The sequence below is a fragment of the Botrimarina mediterranea genome (assembly GCF_007753265.1).
Lineage (GTDB): Bacteria > Planctomycetota > Planctomycetia > Pirellulales > Lacipirellulaceae > Botrimarina > Botrimarina mediterranea.
Genome location: NZ_CP036349.1, coordinates 3,699,681 through 3,723,393, shown reverse-complemented (window position 1 = coordinate 3,723,393; position 23,713 = coordinate 3,699,681). Strand labels below are relative to the sequence as shown.

Annotated in this window: 16 protein-coding genes and 1 pseudogene; 9 read left to right on the top strand and 8 right to left on the bottom strand. The window is 63.2% G+C overall.

Features of this window, described 5'->3' with window-relative positions; translation table 11 throughout:
- The first annotated feature begins 58 nt into the window (after positions 1–58).
- The 7 genes from pdxA (at position 59) to Spa11_RS14235 (ending at position 10,665) form a co-directional block, all read left to right on the top strand.
- The gene (pdxA, locus tag Spa11_RS14265) at positions 59–1,093 is read left to right on the top strand and encodes a 4-hydroxythreonine-4-phosphate dehydrogenase PdxA (RefSeq protein ID WP_145113379.1); all 1,035 of its coding nucleotides are present in this window, start codon (positions 59–61) and stop codon (positions 1,091–1,093) included.
- A 227-nt stretch (positions 1,094–1,320) separates the two neighbouring features.
- Positions 1,321–1,968 (top strand): histidine phosphatase family protein, encoded by a 648-nt coding sequence (locus Spa11_RS14260; protein ID WP_145113377.1) that lies wholly within the window; start codon positions 1,321–1,323, stop codon positions 1,966–1,968.
- 181 nt (positions 1,969–2,149) lie between these two features.
- The gene (locus Spa11_RS14255) at positions 2,150–3,862 is read left to right on the top strand and encodes a fucose isomerase (protein ID WP_145113375.1); all 1,713 of its coding nucleotides are present in this window, start codon (positions 2,150–2,152) and stop codon (positions 3,860–3,862) included.
- Positions 3,859–4,626: a class II aldolase/adducin family protein gene (locus tag Spa11_RS14250; protein WP_145113373.1), complete on the top strand. Its 768-nt coding sequence runs from the start codon at positions 3,859–3,861 to the stop codon at positions 4,624–4,626. The genes Spa11_RS14255 and Spa11_RS14250 overlap by 4 nt, the downstream gene beginning before the upstream one ends.
- Positions 4,627–4,676: 50 nt before the next feature.
- On the top strand, positions 4,677–6,029 hold the full coding sequence (fucP, locus tag Spa11_RS14245) for an L-fucose:H+ symporter permease (RefSeq protein WP_145113371.1): 1,353 nt from the start codon (positions 4,677–4,679) through the stop codon (positions 6,027–6,029).
- A 107-nt stretch (positions 6,030–6,136) separates the two neighbouring features.
- Positions 6,137–9,196, top strand: coding sequence for a PSD1 and planctomycete cytochrome C domain-containing protein (locus tag Spa11_RS14240; protein WP_231932936.1), 3,060 nt, complete (start codon positions 6,137–6,139; stop codon positions 9,194–9,196).
- Positions 9,193–10,665 (top strand): DUF1501 domain-containing protein, encoded by a 1,473-nt coding sequence (locus tag Spa11_RS14235; protein WP_197529407.1) that lies wholly within the window; start codon positions 9,193–9,195, stop codon positions 10,663–10,665. Before Spa11_RS14240 ends, Spa11_RS14235 begins: the two co-directional genes overlap by 4 nt.
- Positions 10,666–10,849: 184 nt before the next feature.
- Here Spa11_RS14235 and Spa11_RS14230 read toward each other — a convergent pair whose 3' ends face one another.
- The 6 genes and pseudogenes from Spa11_RS14230 to Spa11_RS14200 form a co-directional block, all read right to left on the bottom strand.
- Positions 10,850–12,247 (bottom strand): sensor histidine kinase, encoded by a 1,398-nt coding sequence (locus tag Spa11_RS14230; protein WP_145113367.1) that lies wholly within the window; start codon positions 12,245–12,247, stop codon positions 10,850–10,852.
- Positions 12,247–12,948 (bottom strand): winged helix-turn-helix domain-containing protein, encoded by a 702-nt coding sequence (locus tag Spa11_RS14225; protein WP_145113365.1) that lies wholly within the window; start codon positions 12,946–12,948, stop codon positions 12,247–12,249. The genes Spa11_RS14230 and Spa11_RS14225 overlap by 1 nt, the downstream gene beginning before the upstream one ends.
- A 332-nt stretch (positions 12,949–13,280) precedes the next feature.
- Positions 13,281–13,481 (bottom strand): annotated as a pseudogene (locus tag Spa11_RS23625) (RtcB family protein); the annotation flags it as partial.
- 337 nt (positions 13,482–13,818) lie between these two features.
- A complete protein-coding gene (locus Spa11_RS14210; protein WP_145113361.1) occupies positions 13,819–15,111 on the bottom strand; it encodes a glycoside hydrolase family 18 protein in 1,293 nt (430 codons plus the stop codon).
- A 70-nt stretch (positions 15,112–15,181) separates the two neighbouring features.
- Positions 15,182–17,356 (bottom strand): family 20 glycosylhydrolase, encoded by a 2,175-nt coding sequence (locus Spa11_RS14205; RefSeq protein ID WP_197529406.1) that lies wholly within the window; start codon positions 17,354–17,356, stop codon positions 15,182–15,184.
- A 235-nt stretch (positions 17,357–17,591) separates the two neighbouring features.
- Positions 17,592–18,653, bottom strand: coding sequence for an ROK family protein (locus tag Spa11_RS14200; protein WP_197529405.1), 1,062 nt, complete (start codon positions 18,651–18,653; stop codon positions 17,592–17,594).
- 390 nt (positions 18,654–19,043) lie between these two features.
- On the opposite strand from Spa11_RS14200, the gene Spa11_RS14195 reads away from it, so the two are divergent.
- Positions 19,044–21,035, top strand: a complete 1,992-nt coding sequence (locus Spa11_RS14195; RefSeq protein ID WP_145113355.1) for a sodium:solute symporter family protein — start codon at positions 19,044–19,046, stop codon at positions 21,033–21,035.
- Positions 20,917–22,086 (top strand): glycoside hydrolase family 18 protein, encoded by a 1,170-nt coding sequence (locus Spa11_RS14190; protein WP_197529404.1) that lies wholly within the window; start codon positions 20,917–20,919, stop codon positions 22,084–22,086. Before Spa11_RS14195 ends, Spa11_RS14190 begins: the two co-directional genes overlap by 119 nt.
- 28 nt (positions 22,087–22,114) lie before the next feature.
- Here Spa11_RS14190 and Spa11_RS14185 read toward each other — a convergent pair whose 3' ends face one another.
- Positions 22,115–23,092 (bottom strand): DUF1559 domain-containing protein, encoded by a 978-nt coding sequence (locus tag Spa11_RS14185; RefSeq protein ID WP_145113351.1) that lies wholly within the window; start codon positions 23,090–23,092, stop codon positions 22,115–22,117.
- 75 nt (positions 23,093–23,167) lie between these two features.
- The gene (locus Spa11_RS14180) at positions 23,168–23,584 is read right to left on the bottom strand and encodes a hypothetical protein (RefSeq protein ID WP_145113349.1); all 417 of its coding nucleotides are present in this window, start codon (positions 23,582–23,584) and stop codon (positions 23,168–23,170) included.
- Positions 23,585–23,713 lie beyond the last annotated feature (129 nt).

Below are 23,713 nucleotides of genomic sequence, written 5' to 3'. Positions count from 1 at the left end.
AGAATCGGCTGCTCACCTCCCCTGCCCTTCCCACCAGACCCCCTCAGGACGCTCTAGGATGGCCCGTATTGCGTTGACGATGGGCGACCCTGCTGGAGTCGGTCCCGAGGTGATCGCCGCCGTATGGGCTTGTGAGAGCCTCTGGCGCGTCTGTCAGCCAGTCGTCTACGGCGACCGTGCGGTGATGCAACGTGCGGCCGACCTGCGCGGCCTGGCGGCGGCGGTTGTCGCCGTTCCGTCGGCGGAGGGCGCCTTCTCGGTCTCCGCGGCCGACTGCATGCCGTGCGTCGAGGGCCCGCCGCTAGATTCGCAGGCGATTGTGCCCGGCGTGGTCACGGCTCAAACGGGCGAGGCGGCCTACCAAGCGGTGGTCGCGGCGACGCGGCTGGCGCTCGCCGGCGGCGTCGACGCCGTCGTCACCGCGCCGATCAGCAAGGCCGCCCTCCATGCCGCGGGGCACGATTACCCCGGCCACACTGAACTTCTGGCCGAGCTGTGTGGCGTCCGTGAGTTCGCAATGATGCTCTACCTGCCGAAGGACTTGGCGTCGCGGACGCGGGCCGGGCTCGGCGTGATCCACACGACTCTGCACCAGTCGCTCCGCAGCGCGATCGACTCCCTGAGCGTCGAAGCAATCTTGGAAAAGTGCCGCCTGGCGCACGATGCGGCGACGGCTTACGGCGCCGAACGGCCGCGGATCGGCGTGGCGGCGCTCAACCCGCACGCCGGCGAAGGCGGGCTTTTCGGCGATGAGGAGGCCCGCCTGATCGCTCCCGCCGTCGAAGCCGCCCGGGCGGCGGGCATCGACGCCACGGGGCCCCACCCGGTCGATACCCTCATGGGCCGCGCCGTCGCGGGCGAGTTCGACGCGGTGGTCGCCATGTACCACGACCAGGGGCACATCGCGCTGAAGCTGCTCGGCATGCACGGGGCCGTGAACATCACGCTCGGCCTGCCGATCGTACGAACCAGCGTCGCGCACGGCACCGCGCCGGACAAAGCGTGGCGTGGTGTCGCCGAGACGAGCGGAATGATCGCGGCAATCGAGGCCGCGGCTTCGCTGTCGAGACGACGAAATCGGAATGACCAATGACCAAGCCCCAATGACCAATGAGGGGTCAGTAGTCAGTAGTCAGTAATCAGGTTGGAAGGGTCGAAGACTCGTGCGGAGGCACGTCCTGACTCCTGGTAACAGACCCCTGAACACCACTTCCTCCTCATTGGTCATTGGGGCTTGGTCATTGGTCATTCGTACACGAGTATGTCCGCGTTCGCGGGCTCTCACTGACGTAATCCGAAACCATTTATCCGCAATTCAACGTGTCTCTCCTCTTCGATACTCTGGGTCATGGCGATAGCCTGATGTACTTGCTGCGTCACGGCGCGACGCCGCCTAATCTCGTCGAGCCACCTGTCATGCAGGGGGACGGCATCGATCAGCCGCTGGCGCCGATCGGCCGCGAGCAGGCCGCCCGCGCTGCGGAGTGGCTCGCCCACAGGCCGATCCGGGCGATCTACTCGAGTCCCCTGCAGCGGGCGATGGAGACCGCCGGTCTCATCGCCGAGAAGCACGGGCTTGCGGTCGAGCCGGTCGATGCGATCCGTGAAGTGAAAGTTGGCAGATGGGAGGGAAGCAACTGGACGGAGGTCGAACGCAATTACCCGGAGCAGTACCGCGCCTTCCGCGAAGACCCCGGCGTGAATGGCTATCCCGGTGGCGAGACGCTGCAAGGGCTGCTCAATCGCGTCACACCGGCATTGGAGTCGCTGATGACGCGGCACGCGGGGGGTGAGTTCGTCGTCACGGCGCACAGCGTGGTGAATCGCGTTTACGTCGGATCGCTGCTGGGCATCCCGTTCGCGCGCGGATACTTCCTGCCTCAAGCCAACTGCTGCGTGAACATTGTCCGCTGGCGCGACGGCAAGGCGAAGCTGGTGACTTTTAATGCGATCGGTCACCTGATGTGAGTACAACCTGCGGAGAGTCCATGCGATGGCGTGATAGAAGGCCATTATTCCGGGGCCTTTGACATCCCCCCTCGGCGATAGGAAAGTGTCTAACCTCAAGGCCTTCCTGCATTTGCCGACTTGTCAGACGTGACGACGTGAGGTCACGCCGCCTTCTTCCTAACACCATCGCCTGATCCGAATGTCGTCTTACGCCCTACCCGCCGCTGCGTCGCCGGTCCCGCTGGGAGACAAGCGTGTCTACTTGATGGCAAACGGCGACCTCCGCCTCTCCGCCAATCAAAATTGTTGGGCGGCGCAGCGCGCGATGGAACTAGAGATCAGCCAGGCGCTAAACGCTCTCGGCTGGGCGGTGGAACGGGCGCATCCCTACAAGGAGAGCGAGAAGCACGGCTTCATCGGCTCTCAAAAGGAGGGGCAAGAGGTCTTCCGGACGCTCGACCCCGATGCGCCGCTCATTGTCGCCGAGGCCGTTTGGCAATACTCGCACCACATCCTGCACGGCCTATTGACGCACCGCGGCCCGATTCTGACGCTCGCGAATTGGTCGGGCACTTGGCCGGGTCTTGTGGGGATGCTGAACCTCAACGGTTCGCTCACCAAGGCGGGCGTGCGGTATTCGACGCTTTGGGCTGACGACTTCGGCGCTCCCGAGTTTCGTGAGCAGCTGGCCACGTGGCTCGAGACCGGCAAGCTCCAGCACGCGACCGATCACGTCCACGCCTTCGCGCCGTCGATGGCGCCCCAGGCCGAACGCGAATTGGGCGAAGCGCTCGCCGCCCAGCTGCGGCGCGAGAAGGCGATCATGGGTGTCTTCGACGAAGGCTGCATGGGGATGTTCAACGCGATCATCCCCGACCACCTGCTCAACCCGACCGGCGTCTTCAAAGAACGGCTCAGCCAGTCGGCCCTCTACTACGAATCGACACAGGTCAGTGACGAAGAGGCCGACGCCGTGCGGCAGTGGATGGTGCAACAAGGCGCTAAGTTCGAGACGGGCCCCACGCACGAGACCGATCTCACCGACGAGCAACTGCGTCAGCAGTGCAAGATGTACGTCGCCGCGGTGCGGATCGCGGACGACTTTGGGTGCGACTGCCTCGGCATCCAGTACCAGCAGGGCCTCAAGGACTTGATGCCGGCGAGCGATCTCGTCGAGGGAACGCTCAACAACACGGCTCGTCCGCCGGTGAAGAGCCGTGACGGTTCGCGCGTCCTCTACGAGGGCGAGCCGATCCCGCACTTCAACGAAGTCGATGAGTGCGCGGGGCTCGACGGGCTGATGACCTACCGCTTGCACAAAGCGATGGGACAGCCCGTTGAGAACACATTGCACGACATCCGTTGGGGCGACGCCGACCGTTCGGGGACGACCGACGACTTTGTCTGGGTCTTCGAGATCAGCGGCAGCGTCCCGCCGGAGCACCTGATCGGCGGTTGGGCGGGCGTCACGAGCGTCCGCCAGCCGGCGATGTACTTCCCCAACGGCGGCGGCACGATCAAGGGGGTCAGCAAGCCGGGCGAGCTTGTTTGGTCGCGGGTTTTCGTCGAGGACGGCCGCTTGAAGATGGACATCGGGCGGGCGAAGGCGATCTCGCTGCCGATCGAGGAGACCGAGCGCCGCTGGCGCGAGACAACGCCACAGTGGCCCATTCAGCACGCGGTGACCTACGGCGTGTCGCGCGACCAGATGATGGCCCGTCACAAGAGCAACCACATCCAAGTCGCTTACGCCAACTCGGCCGAAGAGGCCGACAAGGCGGCGCTTGCGAAGGCGGCGATGGCGGCGGCGCTTGGGATGGAGGTCGCGCTGTGCGGGGCTCGCAAGGGCGGCGCCCCCTGGCAGGCAGCCGACGAAGCGGGCGTGACCGGCGCCTATGAGGGGGTCGAGTGAACGAACGTCAGCAACTCATCGACGAACTGGTTGAGCTGTCGCGTTGGCTCGGCGCGCCGGAACGGGACTGTACGATCCTCGGAGAAGGGAACACTTCGGCCCGGCTTAGCGAGGACACGTTCCTTGTGAAGGCTAGTGGCGGCGAGCTGGGGACGATCGAGGCCAAGGGCTTCGTCGAGGTCCGCCGGTCCGAGATCCTGGCGATGCTCGACGCCGACCGCATCCTCGACGAAGAGGTCCGCAGCCGGCTGGCGACCGCCAAGGTCGACGCCAGCCACCCGGGGACGCCGTCGGTCGAGGCGCCGCTGCACGCGGTTTGCCTGGGGTTGCCTGGCGTGAACTTCATCGGCCACACGCACCCGACGGCGATCAACGGCATTACTTGCTCCAACGGCTTCGGAGAGGCGCTGAGTCATCGGTTGTTCCCCGACCAGATCGTGGTCTGCGGGCCGCGGTCGCTCCAAGTGCCGTACGTCGATCCGGGCGTTGAACTCGGCAAGGCCTTGCGTGAACGGCTCGACGCCTACCTCAGCGAATGGGGTGAGGCGCCGAAGACGATCTACTTGCGCAACCACGGTTTCGTGGCGCTCGGCTCGTCGGCTCGGCAGGTCAAGGCGATCACGACGATGGCCGTGAAGGCGGCCCGCATCCTGGCGGGGACGGCGGCCTTCGGCGGCCCGCACGGCATGGCGAAGATCGACATCGACCGCATCCACACGCGTCCCGACGAGCACCACCGCCAACGGATCATTGATAACGGCTGACGCGTTGTTTCAAGTTCCTACTCACCATCATCTCATCTCGCTGCCCGTCTATGAGCCAACCCGCGTCATCGCGCGACAAATCGCCCGTCATCCCGCCGGAGTATTTCTTTCCCTTTGTTTTGGTGACGTCTCTGTTCGCCATGTGGGGGTTCGCGAACAACGTTACTGATCCAATGGTAGCCGCGTTTAAAAACGTGCTGTTGTTGAGCAACTTCGAGAGTTCGCTCGTTCAGTCGGCGTTTTATGGCGGCTATTGCGTGATGGCGATCCCAGCAGCCTTGTACATCCGCCGTTTTGGCTACAAGAGCGGAGTGCTGATGGGTTTGGCCCTCTACGCCATTGGCTGCCTGCTATTCGTCCCGGCGGGACGTTCGATGCTATTCGCCGCTTTCTTGGCGGCTTACTTCATAATGACGTGCGGATTGGCGTTCCTGGAAACCACCGCCAATCCCTTCATCCTGGCGATGGGACCCGAGCACAACGCGCCGCGTCGGCTTAACTTCGCTCAAGCGTTCAATCCGATGGGTTCCTTGACGGGGATGTTTGTCGCAATGGAATTCATCCTCAAGAAGCTCGACGAGACCGACGAAGCGGGGCGTCGAGCGCTCGCCGAGGCGGACCCGTCAGCGTTTACAGCCATTCAGCAGAGCGATCTCTCAGTAATCGTCATTCCCTACGTAACGCTTGGGGTAGTCGTCCTCTGCGCATTGATCGGCTTTGCTGTAATCAAACTCCCCGAGGGGGAGTCGTACGAGCGTGGTGACAACCGTCTGTCAGCGCAGTTGGGTCGGCTATTCAGCAATCCTCATTACTTGGGGGGCGTCGTCGCCCAGGCGTTCTACGTCGGCGCACAGATCATGTGCTGGACGTTTATTATCCAGTATGGGAAAAACGAACTCGGCATGTCGTTTGCCGAAGCGCAGAAGTACAATATTGTGGCGATGGTGATCTTCGTATGTAGCCGCTTCATCTGCACTTACTTGTTGAAATTCTTCAATCCCGGAGTGCTGTTAGGCGCTCTGGCGATTGGCGGCGGGCTATTCGTGTTGGGCGCCATCTTCATCCAGGGGATGGTCGGCTTGTACTCCTTGGTCGCGGTATCGGCCTGTATGTCGCTGATGTTCCCGACGATCTACGGCATCGCCCTCCGTGGCTTGGGGGACGACGCCAAGCTAGCCTCGGCCGGGCTCATCTGTGCGATCGGCGGTGGCTGCTTCATGCCCCCGCTTCAGGCCGCGATCATGGACGGCTCGGCGGTGTCGCTGGGCGGCTTGACACTGTCGGCGACCCGAGCCTCGTTTGTCCTGCCCTTCATCTGCTTCGTGGTGGTGGGCGTTTACGGCTACTGGAGTGCGGGCGATCGGGAGAAGGCCCTCGCGCATGCGTCGCAATCCGGGGCGTAATTCGGACTTCCCCGCGGCCAGTCCGTGCGACAATAGGAGAAGGTCACTCTTCTCTAGGTCCTCGGAGTCGAAAAGGCGTGTGGCGTGCTCGGTTGAGGCGGTTCTTCGTGGCGGCGTTTCTGACGCCCGTGGCGACTGTCTGCGCTGCCGATGGGCCAAGCACGCCGATTGACTTTGCCCGCGACGTGCGGCCGATCCTTTCCGACAACTGTTTCCTCTGCCACGGGCCCGACGAGGGGAGTCGTTCGACCGAGTTGCGGCTCGACAAACACGACAGCGTCCTAGCGGACCTCGGCGGCTACGCCGCAGTCACGCCGGGCGATGCAGAGGCGAGCGAGCTGATTCGCCGCATCGAGTCGTCCGACGAGTATGAGCAGATGCCGCCGCCCGACTCCGGCAAGTCGCTCGCAGCCACAGAGATCGCAACCATTCGCCGGTGGGTCGAAGAGGGCGCGAAATGGTCAGGCCACTGGGCGTTCACGAAGCCGCAGCGGCCGCCCGTGCCAGAAGTCGTAGCCGATGCGCCGATGGATTGGCGTGGCAATCCGATCGACGCCTTCGTCCTCGTGGGGCTCGGCGAAGTGGGCCTGCGCCCTTCGGAACGAACCGACCGTGAAACGCTCCTGCGGCGCGTCACGCTCGACTTGACCGGCCTGCCACCGACGCTCGCCGAACGCGAGGCGTTTCTCGCCGACGACGAGCCGGGCGCCTACGAGCGCGTCATCGAGCGGCTGCTCGCGTCGCCGCACTACGGCGAGCACTGGGGTCTGAAGTGGCTCGACGCCGCGCGTTACTCCGACTCGGATGGCTACGAGAAAGACAAGCGACGGCCGAACTGGTTCTACCGGGACTGGGTCATCAATGCGATCAACGCCGACAAGCCCTACGACGAGTTTCTTATCGAGCAAATCGCTGGAGACTTGTTGCCGAACGCTAGTCAAGACGAGCGTGTCGCCACGGGGTTCTTGCGGAACTCGATGGTCAATGAAGAAGGGGGCGCCGACCCCGAGCAGTTCCGCGTCGAGGGTCTCTTTGACCGCATGGACGCCATCGGCAAGGCGATGCTCGGCGTCACCACGCAATGTGCACAGTGCCACACGCACAAGTTCGACCCGCTAACGCACGAAGACTACTTCGGCTTGTACGCTTACCTCAACAACGTCCATGAGGCGACGATCGCCGTCTATACCGACGAGGAGCAGACGGAGATCGAGCGGATCCACGCCCGGGTAAACGCGATCGAAGAAGAGTTGAAGGCGGCAACGCCCGATTGGCGTGAGCGGCTGTCGGAATGGGCCAAGCAAACGCGTGGCGATGAGGTCGCCTGGCAAGCCGTGAAGGTCGAGCGCGAGAACTTCACGGGCGAGAAGTTTTCGTACCTTGATGACCTCTCCGTTTTATCGCAGGGGATGACCGGCACGCAGCTCACCGCCGACATGGCGGGCAAGCCGGCGCCGGGGCGGTACGCCGCGGTGCGCGTCGAGTTTCTCACGCACCCGTCCTTGCCGCATGGCGGCCCGGGGCGGTCGATCTATGGGACGCATGCGCTGACCGAGTTCCGCTGCTTCTACACGTCGCCGTCCGGCGAGCGGAGGCAGCTGAAGATCGCATCGGCGAGTTCGGACCGGGAGCTTCCCGACCGGGAGATGGAGCACCCCTTTGTCGATACGACCAAGCCGACCGACCCGCGGCGTGTCGGGCCGATCGCCTACGCCATTGACGAGGACCTCAACACCGCATGGCACACCAAGTCGGGCCCCGCCGACCGCAACCGTGATTGCAAAGCGGTCTTCGTACTCGCCGAGCCGATCGAGGTTGAGGAAGGGGGCGTGCTCACGTTCCGTCTCAAGCAGGACCACGGCGGTTGGAACGCCAACGACACGCAGACCAACATGGCGGGGCGGTACCGCTTCTCGGTCACCAAAGCCCCGGCGCCCGTCGCCGATCCCCTGCCCCGCTCCGTTCGTGAAATCGTCAATCGTGACGAAGCGTCATGGAGCAGGAGCGATGTCGCCGAACTGTTCGGCTATTGGCGGACGACCCAAGCGGATTGGTTGGCGCCGAACGAGCGTATCGCCGCAGCGCTCGCGGAATATCCCGAGGGAGTGAATCAATGTGTCGTCATCGAGCGGGAAGAGCCGCGGGTGACGCACCTGTTGCAACGAGGCGATTTCTTGAAGCCTGGCGACGTGATTGAGCCGCACACGCCCACGTTCCTGCATCCGCAGCCTGCCGACTCGCCATCGACGCGACTTGGACTTGCGCGGTGGGTGGCCTCACGCGATTCGCCAACGACATCGCGGGCCTTCGTGAACCGCGTCTGGCAAGCCTACTTCGGCACAGGCATTGTCGAAACGCCCGAGGACCTGGGCTCGCAAGCTCCCCCCCCTTCGCACCCCGAGTTGCTCGATTGGCTGGCCGTCGAGTTTATGGACTCGGGGTGGCGACAAAAGCCGCTGCACCGGCGGATTGTCCTATCGGCCGCGTACCAACAGTCGTCGCGCGTGACAAACGAACACCGCGAATGCGACCCCAGTAACCGCTGGCTCGCCCGGGCGCCACGGCTGCGAGTTGGCGCCGAATCGGTGCGTGACATTGCCCTGGCGACGAGCGGACTGCTTGACGATCGAGTCGGTGGGCCAACGGTTTACCCCCTGACGCCGATGTTCTTGCTCGAACCCCCGGCGAGTTATGGCAAGAAACCATGGGATCTTAGTAAGGGGAGTGAGCGCTATCGACGCAGCCTCTACGTGCAGAAGTACCGGACGAGCGTCCACCCACCGTTGCAACTGTTCGACGCTCCCAACGGCGCCGTATCGTGCGTGCGGCGCAACCGCTCGAATACCCCGCTGCAGGCGCTAACGCTCCTCAACGAAGAGCAGTTCGTCGAGTGCTCGCGCGAAATGGCGGAGCGCATCATGGCGATGGATAAGGGCGACGAAGCACGGATCGAAACTGCTTTCCTCCTGTGCGTCGGTCGAAAGCCGCGAGCTGAAGAATTAACGGTGGTGTTGGACTACTTGCAATCGGTCCGCAGCGGGATCGACGCGGGCGCGATTGACGCAGTGGCTATCGTTGGCGACGAAGCCGCCGGTTCCGACACGGCCGCTTGGATGCTTGTCGCCCGTTGCGTGCTGAATCTCGACGAGACCATTACCCGACAATGAAGCGACGGCAACAGCGATCGATGAACGGCCCTCCGTACCCTTGCGGGCGTTGCACGCCCTCGGCTGGCGACCCACATCAGGTCAGCCGGCGGTGGTTCTTGCAGCAATGCGGCGTTGGGCTGGGGGCGATCGCTCTTCAGGGCCTGATGGCGAATGACACGCTCGGCGCGACGGCCGCAGCCGATCCCCTCGCGCCGAAGGCGCCGCATTTCGCGCCGCGGGCGAAGAATGTGATCTTGTTGTTCATGGGTGGCGGTCCCAGCCAGTTCGAGATGTGGGACTACAAGCCGGCACTGCTCAAGCACGACGGCCAGCTCCCGCCAGCGGAACTGCTCGAAGGATATCGGGCCGCATTCATCAATCCTCAGTCGAAATTGCTCGGCCCGCGCTACAAATTCGCGCCGGCCGGGGGCAGCGGGCTAATGGTGTCGGAGTTGTTGCCGCACACGTCGAAGATGCTCGACGACCTCTGCGTGGTGCGTTCGGCGAAGACCGACGCGTTCAACCACGCGCCGGCTCAACTGCTGATGCAGACCGGATCGCAGCAGTTCGGCAGACCGTCGTTTGGCGCTTGGACGACCTACGGGCTGGGGAGTGAGTCGCGCAACCTGCCGGCGTTTGTGGTCTTTAACTCGGGCAAGAACGGCCCGAGCGCCGGCACGGCGAACTGGGGCTCGGGCTTTTTGCCGACCGTCCATGCCGGGGTCGAGTTCCGTACCGTTGGCGACCCGGTGCTGTACCTGTCGAACCCCGAGGGCGTCACCAGCGAGTTGCAGCAATCGACCGTCAATACAGTGAACGCGCTGAACCGCCAGAACCTCGACCTCGTTGGCGACGCCGAGATCGCCACGCGGATCAATTCGTACGAGATGGCATACCGCATGCAGGCGAGCGCGCCGGAAGCGGTAGGCGTTGCGTCGGAGTCGCAGCACGTGCTCGACTTGTACGGCGTCGATCCGGCAAAGCCTTCGTTCGCCAAGAACTGCCTGCTAGCGCGACGTTTAGTAGAACGCGGCGTGCGTTTTATCCAGCTCTTTCATGAGTCGTGGGACCAGCACGGCGATCTCAAGAAAGACATCGTCAAGAACTGCGCCGATACCGACCAAGGTTGTGCTGCGCTCGTAACCGACCTTAAGCAACGTGGACTCCTCGACGAGACACTCGTGATCTGGTGCGGCGAGTTTGGGCGCACTCCAATGGTCGAGGGTGGCGACGACGGTCGAGACCATCACCCCAACGCGTTCACGATCTGGATGGCCGGAGGCGGCGTGAAACCGGGCCTCGTCTACGGCGCCACCGACGAATTAGGCTTCAATGTCACCGAGAACCCCGTGCACGTGCATGACCTCCAAGCGACGCTACTGCATTTGTTGGGCTTTGACCACAAGCAACTCACCTACCGATTCCAGGGGCGTGACTTCCGCCTCACGGACGTTCATGGTGAAGTCGTCCACGACCTCATCGCCTAAGCCGAATGACTTGTGCCCGTCCGCGCTTGCCGCGGGCGAATCACGAGGCGCCTGCTATTCGAAGGTGGCCGGTAAGGAGTCACCACACGGCCGCAAACTCAGGTCAACGTCTGCACCCGGTGACAGGCCGTCGTGTCCTTAGTGTCCCTTGTGGTGAAAACAATGCCGGCAACTCACGATGTTTTCACGAATCGACGGCGAGCGGCAATTGCACGGTAAGCGTGGTCCCCTCCCCTGCCCTGCTCTTGCAGGTAATCTCGCCGCCGTGGGCTTCGACGATCGACTGACAGATGCTGAGACCGAGCCCCGAGCCCCGGGTGTCGTCGCGTTGGCGGGCGCGGTCTGCGCGGAAGAACCGCTCAAAGAGCCGCGGCAGGTCCTCGGGCGAGACGCCCACGCCGTTGTCCGCCACTTCGAGCCGCGCGACGCCGTCGGCGTCGCTCAGCGTTAGCTGAACGCGCCCACCCTCGGGCGTGTATTTGATCGCGTTATCAAGCAAGTTGCTCGCCACCTGATGCAAGTGCCGGCGGATGCCGTTGACGGCGATGTCGGGCGCAATATCGCATTCGAGTCGAATGCCGCGCGATTCGGCGACGCCGGCGAACATATCGGCCGCTTTGGCGGCGACTTCGTCGAGCAGGACGCGCTCAGGCTCGGCCCGATCGACCGTGGCGTTGGCCTCTGAGAGGAGCAGCACTTGGTTGACAAGGACCTCCAGCGACTCCGACTCGTCGAGCACCTGCTCCATCAGATCGCGGTAACTCTCGCGGCTCCGCTCGCCGCCGAGGGCGACCTCGATCGAGCTGCGAATCGCCGCGATCGGCGTGCGTAGCTCGTGGGCGGCGTCGGCGAGGAACGTGCGGCGTTCATCGACGAAGGTCGCGATCCGCGCCAACAGGTGATTGATCGTATCGGCGAGTCGATCGAACTCGTCATCGACGCCGCGGTACGGCAACCGCTCGTTGAGCTGCGTGGGCCGGAGTGACGAGGCTTTGGCGGTCATCGCCTCGAGGTCGCGCGTCGCGATGCCCGCGAGCCAGTACCCGCATAGCGGCGCCACGATCAGGATCATCGCCACCGCCCCCGCGACGAGGCGATCGATCAGTTCGAGGTCGTCGTTGTAGAGCGACATCGAAGAACCGACCTGCACCGACGCAATCCCCAGCGGGTTGGTCGGCGTCGCGGCGCGGAGCGTTCGGAGGTCGCCGACGGTCCGCGGGACGGCGTCGGCCTTGGCGGGCGCCGGCGGTGTCCCCTCGGCGTCGCTGCTGCGCCAGACACGGTCTCCGTCCTGATCCAGCAACCGCGCGAACCAGCGGTGTTGTTTGTGACCGGCCGCTTTGCGGGTGAGCTCGTCGGCGATAGCGTCGAGCCCTTCGGGCGACAACTCGTTGATGACAAGCGTGACTTCGGCCACGTCTTCTAAGAGGACGCGATCGACCTCGTGGAGCAGCGTCCAGTAGAACGCCTGTCGCAGTCCGATGAGCGCGGCGGTTGCGGCGACGGCGACCGCCAGCGTCGTCAGCGCCGCGATGCGAAACCGAACCGAACGGAAGAACGAGACTGGCCTGCGGGCGCGCACTAGATCTCGGGGTAACCCGCCTCGGCATCGTTGGACGCACGCAGAACATAGCCGCGGCCGCGGACGGTGTGCAGCAAGGGCGGCGAGAACCCGCGGTCGATCTTGCCCCGCAACCGTGAGACGTGCACATCGACGACGTTAGTGACGCCCTCCCAGTCGGCGTCCCAGAGGTGCTCGCAGAGCATCCGCCGCGACAGCACCTGGCCGGCGTGCCGCATCAGATACTCAAGCAAGCTGAACTCAGTCGGCGTGAGGTCGATCTCTTTCGACTCACGGGTGACGCGGCGCAGGGAGAGGTCGAGCGACAACGCGCCGACACAGTACTCTTGCGAGGGCGCCTCGGTGGTGCGCCGCGAAAGTGCCTGTAAGCGAGCGAGCAACTCGGCGAAGGCGAACGGCTTGATCAGGTAATCGTCGGCGCCCGTTTCGAGGCCGGTCACCCGGTCATCGACCGAACCGAGTGCCGAGAGGACGAGCACGGGCGTCCGCACTCCTTCGCGTCGCATGCGCGAGAGGACTTCGAGGCCCGGCAGGTCGGGAAGCAGCAGGTCAAGCACGACGACGTCGGCCTGCTGCGCAAGCGCCGCTTCGAGTCCATCGACGCCATTGCGGCGCCACTGGCAGTCCATGCCGGCCTCTCGGACGCCCTGCTGGATGGCCTTGCCGAGGGCGCCGTCGTCTTCGATGAGCAGCACTTGCATGCGAAACGCCGAAGAGTCGGGGCGTGTTGGGTGGGATCCCTAGAGTCAGCGACGGATTGAACCAACGCGAAGCGAAGTTATCAACCTTATGCCGCCGATGTCGAGCCGGGTGACTGACTTGCGAAATTGTAACGAAGTAGCGAACCGATCGCGCCGTCGGAAGAGGCCGTTGATGGATCGGGTGATCGCCTGTGCTTGAAAGGACCTGCGGGAATCGCCCCCTTGTAGTTGAGGAGCGGCAGCAGCTCTCGCACCGTCCTGGTCAGCTCGCGTTGAGCATGCAGGACTTGCCGCAGGTCTTTGTAGGCGGAGGGGGCTTCTTCGCGAAGGCCCTAGGCGCGTCGGTGGTCGCACCACAGCCGACCGAGTTGTTTCGCTAGGGACTTGGTCGAGATCGCGCGGCGAGCGTCGCTACGGCTGAGTCGCCGACCGGCACCATGCGACGAGGAGCAGAGTGATTCGACGCAGCCACGCCCGGCAGTTAGGACGCTGAAGGTCCCCATCGAGCCGGGGACGATCCCCGGCTGCCCTTCGGAGGAGGCGGCGCCGGGTGGGGCCGTCGGTTGCGGTTACGGGCAGCGCTCAGCGACGAAGGTTCGCGTCGAGACGGTCCGTCCGTGTTCTCAGTGGCGAGGTCGATTTGCGCGCCGACACGGGGGGCAGCCGGAGGTAAATTGCCCGGCGTCACGTCGAGTACGTGGACGGGTGTTTACAAGGCCATAGAGGGCCCGTAGGCGCGTATTTATGAACTTTGGAGGGTTTACCAAGGCCCCCGCGTCGGACGCCGTAGACGGCCTCCTGGAGCGTTCTTGAGGGGGGCAATAAAATGCACCCGATTGGGGGCGTCTAGCTGGAGAGATCCGTTGACGGCTACGGTCTTCTTTGCCGCAAGAAGCCCACTAAGGCGGCAAAGAACGCCATGCCGGCTGACACCGGCTCGGGCGTTGCCTTGGCATTCGAAGAGTTAGCCGATGCCCCGTAGTTCTCGGCCCAGGTTTCATAGTCTTCCTGGGTGTAGTTGGCGCCGAGCCCGTCTCGCCACACGGTGTAGTCGGCGCTGTCGACCTTGCCGTCGGAGTTGAAGTCGCCCGGCAGTCCTGCCAAGGCTTCTCGTGTTTCGTAGGCGACGCGCAACAGCGAATTGCTGTTGGTCGCGGGCAAGTCCTGTCCGATCTCCCAGAAGATCAGGTGTTGTAAACCTTGGTCGAGGGCGTGCTCTACGCGTTGCGCTGCGAGTCCGGGCGACGGAGACCAGACCTGCTGTCCGCTGTACTGGTAATACTCCCCGTCGGTGGTGGCGCCCCCGGTGACGAGTTCGCTGTAGGTGTAGGCCGTCTGATTGGCTATGGAGCGACCGTAGATCGGTATCGCGACGCCCAACTGGTTGGCCGGCGAACCGTTCCCCCACGTTCCGAAGACCCAAGGGCGATCATTCGGCGAACCGGGAGATTCCGACCAAGCCTCGAAGGTGTCATCGACGTACTCTTGAAGCGAGTGTTCGCCGTTATTGGAGTTGGTGGGGTCATTACTCCACCAACCCAGGTCGTAGGTCATAAGCGAGACGCCGTCGATCGCATTCTCGTCGGAGAAGACGCTGTTAGAGATCACAACCGAAGGGGCAACGGTGGCGTAGACCCTCCGATCCGCGCCGATCTCTTGCTTGATCCGTTTGAGAAGAGCTGGATATTGAGTGTTTCGTTGGACGCCGGCGTCAGGGTGTTCCCAGTCGATATCGACCGCATCGGCGCCCGTTTCGTTGAGCAGCGTGCTAATGTTCTGAGCGAGAACGCTTCGCTTGGATTCACTCGCCGCGACGCTAGTGAAGGTGGCGTCCTCTCCCGCGGCGCCGATCGTGATGTCGAGCCGCGGGCGGCTAGCTACGGGAAGCGAAGCGATGACGCCTTGGATGGCCGCGATATTGTCTTTATGAGTCTGCATCGATCCCGATAACGACACGATCTTCCCATCGCTATCAACGCTGAGGCCAAAATATCGCACCTCGTCGAGCATCGAGAGCTGCCCGGGCAGCACGTGGTTGAGATAGTCGCTGTTGATCCGGTAGTACGGCAAATAGCCGATCAGATCGAGCGCCGCGGCATCTGACCCCGCAATTGTGGCGGCCAATAAAGCGATCGCACGGACCTTCATACTCAAGCGGCGCATTCAATGTTCCTCGGTGCGATAACCATAGTGCGACAACACTCAATGCCGAGCGTGCGGCGGCATTCGGCGTTTACTTGGCGATAGTAGGGTTCGCTAGCGGTCGGTACTTTACTCCCCCCAAGAAGCCTCTCAGGCGGGGAAGCTCGCGCTCGGCAAGATGGTGCTCGAACTCTACCCAGGTCCGCGAAGGGTCGGCATCCGCATCGCGCGAGTCGGCTGGCCCCGCCCACGCGATCTCTGCGAGAGCGAGTAGACGAGGGAACATCATGTATTCGAGCCGCTCGGCGGAGTTGAGGTTCTCTCCCCAGAGATGACCCTGCATGCCGATGATATGTCGCTGTCCCTTGGCGGAAAGCCGGGTCATCGGCTCTCTGTCGCTGACGGGGATTGGGTTCCCGAAGCGATCACGCAGCGGCGCATCGAAGTAAGCGTAGGGCTGGAAGCGGAAGACTTCCTCAACATCGGTGGCGCCCGCCCAGTAATAGCCTGGTTCATCGACCGTGTCTTCGTAGGCGAGGTCAAAGTAGAGGTGTGTCGCGTTGCAGAGCACCACATCGACGCCGGCGTTCGCCAAGCGGTAGGCGGCGTCTTCTTGACCCCATCCCCAGATGTTGTTCCAGGCGTAGCAAACACCCCCGGCGCTAGCTCCAGACCTTAATGCAGCTCTGCCCTCTTCCGCTAGGAAGACTTCTTCCCAGCCCGCCGACCTGGCGCCATGGGAAGCGGCAATCTCGGCGCAGCGGTCCATGAAGGACGCAAACAAGGCGGCTTGTTGTAATGTCTCTGGGGCGTTTGAATCGGTCCAACACCCGTGCGGCACTTCATCGCCGCCAAGGTGAATCGACCTGAATGCGACTCCGGCCTCGTCGTACATGCTGGCGACATCGCCGACGACACGCTCCACGAACGCGACGGATGACTCTAGGCGAACATCAATGACGTTGTCCTTCCACATCTGTACCGACTCGTACTCGGCGCCGTCGCTGTCGCGTCGTAGGACAAACTGAAGTGCTGCGGCTTCGTCTCCGGCGGCGCGGAGGCGCTCGCTGCGGACCTGCATTGCCCTGATCGCGGCCCGTGAGTGGCCAGGCAAGTCGATTTCGGGAATGATTTCAATATGGCGCTCGTTGGCATAGCGGAGCAGAGCGATGAAATCTTCCCGCGAGTACCACCCGCTTCCCGGCGCGACATCCGGGCGAGGGCCCGAGCCGAACGAGGGCGGCAAGAACTCTTGGAAGCCGGGCGAGTAGCCCCGACGACCGCCCACTTCGGTCAACTCGGGCAGCCCCTCAATCGCCAACCGCCAGCCTTCGTCGTCGGTGAGGTGAAAGTGGAAACGGTTGAGCTTGTACGCCGCCATCAGGTCGAGCACCTTGCGGATGGTCGCGACCGATTGAAAGTTGCGGGCGACATCGAGATGCAGGCCGCGGTAGCGGAAGTGTGGGGCGTCGCGTACCAGCATCTCACGGACAGCAGGACGCACGCTCCCCCCGATAGCGACCGGCGTGTTGGCGATCGCCGCGACCAACGTCTGGACGCCGTAGTGAAGACCGGCGGGACCCGCTCCCGTGATCACAACGCCCGACTCCTCCCGGGCTTCGAGTGAATACGCCTCTTCAGCCTTGCCGCCAGCGGGAGCATCGACAGGCGCGTCCCCCAATCGCAACCGGATCGCGGGCCGATGGGGATCAATGGCGGTGTGGACTGCGGGCGGCTCACCCCCGGCGGCGACGATGGCGTCGCCGAGCAGCCGCGCTGCAGCGGCGTGATCGCTCGAGCATTCAATCGGGAGCCCGCTCAGCTCGACGACGCCCGCCAATGGCTCGTAACGCCACGGCTGAGGAATCCACGGCGCCGCGGGCGCGGCCGACGCAACCGATTCACGACGCCGTGCAGCGGCGCCGCTCTCTCGTTGCGGCGCCGCAGGCGGTTTCGTTTCTCGCCGGAGGACCGAGAGATCGATCTTCACGGCGATCGGTTCGACAGACTCGGTGAAACAGCCCCGGGTTACGACGAAGAATCCCGCGGGCGCGTCGGTGACGTGCCGTACCGCGCCCTCGAAGACGGTCTCGATACGCAGGGGGCCATTCTTGTTCTCGCCACGGCCCAGCTCCACCCGGAAGAGATCGCCATTGATGGGCTCCACGGCGCTGCCCGTCGTCGAGTTGTAAACCGCAGACGGCTTCCGGACGAAGTTGAAGTACAGCGTGGACTTGCCCTCGGGGTCGAAGACCGAGGGGTCCACGAGTAGTTCCGCTGCGCAGCACCCTACAACAGGCGTGTCATTCCCGACGAGACGCCAAGTGATCACAGGCCCTGTCGATGGTGGCGCGGGAGTTTGGGCGTCGCATGTAACGGATGCGCTAAACAGCAGGGCCGCCGCTAAGTACGTCGGGGTGTTGTACAAACCGAAGGACCTGTGTGGTGGCGCCGCCGCGTACGGTGCCGCCGTGGCCGCGTGGGCCGCAACGGCCGCGTGGCTAGTTGACGATCGTGGTGTGAGACAACCGCGGAGCGAGGGCGTCGGCCAGGTGGCCGATGATGTGGGCGATGCTCCCGTCGAGCGGCGTCGTCGCCGCGTTCACGAACTCGCAGCCGCGGAAGTTGAGCGGCAGGGCAATCCTCTCGACGTTGTGGACGAGGAGCTCTAAGAGTTCGGGGCAGGCGCTGAAGAGGCGGCTGTAAACGACGACTTTGCCCGGGTTGAATAGGTGGACGGCGTGCGAGACGCCGAGCGCCAAGTGCTTGCAAGTGCGGCGTACTTCTTTCTTCGCCACGGGGTCGCCCGAAGCATAGAGCCTCGCGACATCTTCAACGGTGACCTGCCGGCCGAGTTGTTCGCTGAGATGGTCGGAGAGGCCCCACTCGCTAGCGACGGTCTCGAGGCATCCCTTTCTGCCGCAGTGACACAATTGCCCGCCGGGGACGACCGTCATGTGCCCGAGTTCTCCGGAATAGCCGTACTGTCCGAAGAAGAGCCGTCCGTCGATCATGACGCCCATGCCAATACCGACGCCAAGATGCAACAGCAAGAAGTTGTCAAGATTCTTTGCGCTGCCATGCAGCCTTTCGGACACGCACATCGCATGCGTGTCTCGCACGATTGAGCAAGTGATGCCTATCGCTTCGCGGAGGTCCCGTTCGAGAGGCTTGTCGCTTAGGTAGGGCAGGTTGGCGGCGACCGCCACGCGGCCAGCCTTTTCATCCACCTGAGCGGCAACGCTCACGCCGACGCCAAGAACATTGAGTCGTTCGCTCTTGATCAGGTCCGAAAGAGCTTCGCTTATGGATCGCACCAGTTGTTGGTACGACGATGGCGTTTTGAAAGTGCTCGTCGCCCCACGCCGCTTACCGTCCAATCCTGCGGCCGCCACCAAGACCTCGTCGATCTCGATTGCCACCCCGACGACCTGCGACTGATCGACCGCCAAACGGATACGCTTAGCTGGTCGGCCACGCCCGACGGTCGGCTCGTCGTACTCTTCGAGCAATCGGGCGTCGATCAGCGACGCGACGGCTTTGGCGACCGTTGCGAAGGTCACTCCGATCCGTTCGGTGACCTCCGCTCGGGTTGAAGGGCCATAGCTTTGGATGGCGTCTAAGACGAGCCTCTCATTGAGTTGACTCAGGAGGCGGGGCTGCACAATTGACGTTTGCGTCATGCCGTTACCTTGAAACCGGCGGCCTGCGACTAGCGGTGGCGCGGACGAACTCTGGAAGGGGAATCGCATGGGCAATTTTCACACAGAAGACGCCACGTAGCGAATTCCAATATTCCCCAGGTTGAGTCGCAATCCGCCGGTGACTTATTGTAGGCTCTAAAGTAAAGTGGTGGAAGTGTTTTCACCGCGCATATTGCGGGCGTTCTCGTGACTACCGGCGATTCCCTGGTGGCCATTATCGGTCTACCTCAGGCTCCCCTCCGATTGCCAATGCCGATTTTAGCGGAAACGGCTGCTTCCATCGTTCCGGCGCTCACGACGCTCGACGTGGCGATTATCGCCGCGTCGTTGCTGGGCGTGTTGGCTGTCGGCGCGCTAACGGGAAGGCAGTCGGGAAAGGACGCATCCCAGTTTTTCCTATCGGGCCGAGGCATGCCATGGTGGTTACTCGGCATGTCGATGGTCGCGACGACTTTTGCCGCCGATACGCCGAACTTGGTCACCGACTTGGTCCGGACGGGCGGCGTGGCGGGAAATTGGGTCTGGTGGGCCTTCTTGCTCACGGGGATGCTCACGGTCTTTAACTACGCAGGCCTTTGGCGGCGATCAGGGCTCATGACTGACCTGGGCTTCTACGAGATGCGGTACAGCGGGCGCCCCGCCGCATTCTTACGGGGGTTTCGTGCCCTGTACCTAGGCGTCGTCTTCAACGTTATGGTGATGTCGGTGGTCATGCTGGCCGCCATCAAGATCGGTCAAGTGCTGTTGGGGGTTGGCCCGCTGGTGTCGATCGTCTCTGCTTCGGTGATTACTGTGGTGTTTAGCGCTGTCGGCGGTTTCCGTGCGGTGGTGCTGACCGACGCGGTCTTGTTTGTTCTGGCGATGACCGGGTCGATCGCGGCGGCATGCTACGCCGTCAATCGGCCCGAAGTCGGCGGCCTAGCGGCTTTGGTGTCGAGCGATGCCGTCGCTGGCAAGCTCGCCTTCTTGCCGCCGCTGGACTTCGGCAGCGCCGAATCGATCAACACCCTGCTATCCGTTCTGCTGATCCCGCTTGCTGTGCAGTGGTGGAGCGTGTGGTATCCCGGATCAGAACCGGGCGGCGGCGGCTACTTGGCCCAGCGGATGCTTGCCGCTAAAGACCCGGGCCACGCGACAGCCGCGGCGCTTTTTTTCAACTGCGCCCACTACGCCTTGCGGCCGTGGCCCTGGATCCTCGTTGCGCTGGCCTCGTTAGTCGTCTACCCCGACCTCAATTCGATCCGCGAGGCCTTTCCCGGCATTGACCCCTCCAAGATCGGCCACGACCTTGCTTATCCGGCGATGCTCACTCAGATGCCATCGGGGTGGCTTGGGATCGTGCTGGCCTCCCTCTTGGCGGCCTATATGTCCACGATTTCGACGCACCTCAACTGGGGGTCGTCTTACGTTGTCAACGATTTCTATCAGCGCTTTGTCGAGCCCGATGCGTCCGACGCTAGGCTCGTTGTGGTGGGACGGGTTTCGACCGTCCTCATGATGATCGCGGCGGCTGCGATGGCGCTGCAGTTGCAAACGGCGTCGCAGGGCTTCCAGATCCTTCTGCAGATCGGCGCCGGGACGGGGCTGTTGTTCATACTGCGCTGGTACTGGTGGCGTATCAACGCTTACTCCGAAGTCGCCGCGATGGTCGTTTCTTTCGTCGTCGCCTTGGTATTAGCGTGGTACGGCGAGTCACTCGGCGTACCCGACTGGGCGAAGCTCACGCTAGGGGTGGCGGTGACGACGGCCGGTTGGCTGATGGTCGCCATACTTACGCCCTCCGACGATGCGGAGACGCTCGAAGAGTTCTGCCGTTCGGTTAATCCTGCCGGTCCCGGCTGGGGCCCTGTCCGCGAGCGGGCCACCGCCGCGGGCCGCCCGATTCCAGCCCCCTTGGCGGATGACAACGTCTGGCTCGGCCTCGCCCGCATGGTTCTGGGCTGTGTTGCGGTGTACGCCATGCTGTTCGCAACCGGCTACGCCCTCTACGGCGAACTGGTCAGTGCGGCCATAACCCTCGCGCTTTCCACCGCAGCGGCGAGCGGCATCGTGTGGACCTATCGCTCGCGATTCTTGAAACCGACGACACCCACCATCGAGAGCCTGCCGCATGACCCCTCCAATGCCCCGCCGAACGGCACTGGCGATCCTCGCCGGCCTCACATGCTCGGCGCCCCTGGTGTCAATGACGCCGCTCTCAGTGACGCAGGCCGCCGAGCCCGCGACGAAACCCGCGTCTGACGTCCCCGCGTCGGATGTCCCCTCGCCTGATGTATTCGTCGGCTACGTCCACGGCCAGGCACGTGACCTCAACTACAGCCTGTACACGCATCTTTGTCACGCCTTCGTCGTCGCCGGTGAAGACGGCAAACTGCGTCCCAATAAAAGCGTGCCCGACGCGGCGTTCGCCGCCAAGGCCCATCGGCACGGGGTGCGGGTGCTGCTCTCGCTAGGCGGATGGGGTTGGGACGCGCAGTTCGCCGCGATCGTGCTCGACCGCGAGGCCGAAACTCATTTCGTTCAATCCGTGCTCCAGTTGGTCGATGACGCCGATTACGACGGCATCGACCTCGATTGGGAGTACCCCGACTCACGCGAAGAAGTCCCCGGCTTCGAACGGCTGACACGGCGACTGCGGGCAGGGCTCGATGCGATCGCCGAGCGAAAAGGGAGGCCGATGCAGCTGACGATGGCGTCCGCCGCCCATCCGCAGACGCTCGAATGGCTGTCGAACGAGTTCCTGCTCGAGACGATGGATTGGGTCAACGTGATGACCTACGACTACGCCGGCGGCTGGGCCGGATTCGCCGGGCACAACGCCCCGTTCACGCCCTCATCAAAAACCCCCGCTGACAAGCGCCACTCGGTTACAACAACGTTCGAGTACCTGCTCGAGAAGCGCGGGCTCCCGCCCGAACGGCTGGCCCTTGGCCTACCGCTCTACGGGCGGGCTTTCTCGGTCCCGCAGCCCTACGCCGACACAACCGACACCGACGACCCCGGCCGATCGAAGACATATCTACAAAGCCAAGAGCTGATCGCCCAAGGCTGGACCCGCACGTGGGATGACGAGACCCAGACCCCTTGGCTAACTTCACCAGCCCGCCATGCCGTCATAAGTTACGACGACGCCGAATCGATCCGGCTCAAAACACGCTGGGCCCGCGACCGCGGCCTGCGCGGCGTCTTCTTCTGGGAAGTCTCGCAAGATCGGCTGCCCGGGGGCGGCAATCCGCTGCAAGAGGCGGCAAGATCGGTCTGGGGGGCATTTGACGTCACCGGGCCGCGATGATGGCTGCCTTGCGTAGAAATCTAACCTTCTAGAAGAGGCTAGCGACTTCTTCACCCTTAGTCGTGCCGGCAGCCCGCCACGGCCCGAGGTCAATCGAGTCGGAAACCGTGTGAACAGATCCATCGATCATCACGGCGTTGACAACTCCAGGATGTCGGCTACGCGCAAGCGCACGGTAGAAGAACGGCCCCGACATCCCCTCGCAGGGCGGATTCGGCGCCGTGGGATTGCAGTAAGCGCTCTGCTGCATCAAGTCTGGCTCAGTGTCATTGGGAACCGAGAAGGTCTCGAAGCCCGCCGACCACCCCCACCAAGTGAGTCCCCGAAGATCGCCGTCTTGGCCTTGCACCGTCTCAGCGGCAAGGAGGGTCTTGCTCAAACCGTCGGGGACTTTTCGAAAGCTAGCCACCCGATCGAGATTGGGTGGATTGGTGTCCTGACTCAAGAAGGGCGCGCCTAGGAATTCGACAAAGTCGGGACTCGTCGGTCCTAGATGGTTCGTCTGCCGGTGATTGGTATTCCCGTAGTTGACGACGTAATTGTGCATCGTCACTGCCGAATCAGGTCCTTCCAAGACGTTTGTAGTCTGCTGCTGATCACTGGGACATGTGAGCGTGGAGATCCTTGTCTCGACGACCTGCTTGTTGCGGATCGGCGGATTTGCCGTCAGGTCTTCGGCGTGGTAACGGTACCTCTCGATCAGCAGTTCGCCTTTCGGCAAAGGCGTGTAGAGATCGGCGAGGCTTTGCTCTTCGATGAACGGAAGGATTGCCATTTGCCAAGTGCCGTGACAGCAGCTGATGTTTCCGATCGGGAGATGCCCGTTCGTGTCGTGGTAATTCTGCATCGCCACGCCAAGTTGCTTCAGATTGTTGACGCATTGGTTTCGGCGGGCCGCCTCACGCGCAGCCTGCACGGCAGGCAGCAGTAGCGCTACCAGGATGCCGATAATGGCGATGACGACTAAGAGCTCTACCAGGGTGAACCCCGAGCGATTTGCTTTCATCGAACTTGCGGACCTGATGGAGGGGGTAGGATTCGTCGCCTGGTATGTCTTGCCAATTTAGAGTCCACCGCGCGGCTATGGCTTAGCGCTGGTAAGCTCAAACTCAAATCGGTTTTCCTCGCCGCGGGCCACGTTGGCTGTCAGAGTAGATTCGGCGTTGTACTGACTGGGGACGCGGTCGGGGGCCGTGGGAAACCCTTCGTAGAGAATCTTGGGCGCGTCATTATCTGGAGATCGGATCACCACCGCGTAGTCGCCTGGCAGGAGGCCCTTCTCCGCAGGGATCTGGAAGCGCCCTTCTCGCACAAGGGCGCCGGCGGCCATCGGCGTGTCGCCGCGCGAGGTAAATCGTATCGACCCCTCGTCGAGCGGGGCCCCGTCGAGCCTCACTTGGCCGCTAATTCCCAGCCGATCAGTCTGGGGGCCGCAGCCGAAGGCCAGAGTTGCTAGGGCGAGGAAGCTCCATGCACTGAGTCGCCGTTTCTTACCCATGGTATCGCCCCTCTATGAGCACTCCCCAACGAGCGAGTCACTAGTCGGAATACGGCTATCGCCCCGCCGGCCTCGACTTTTTATACGTCATTGAATATATCGAGTCAATCTATCTTGACTCAATTTGAC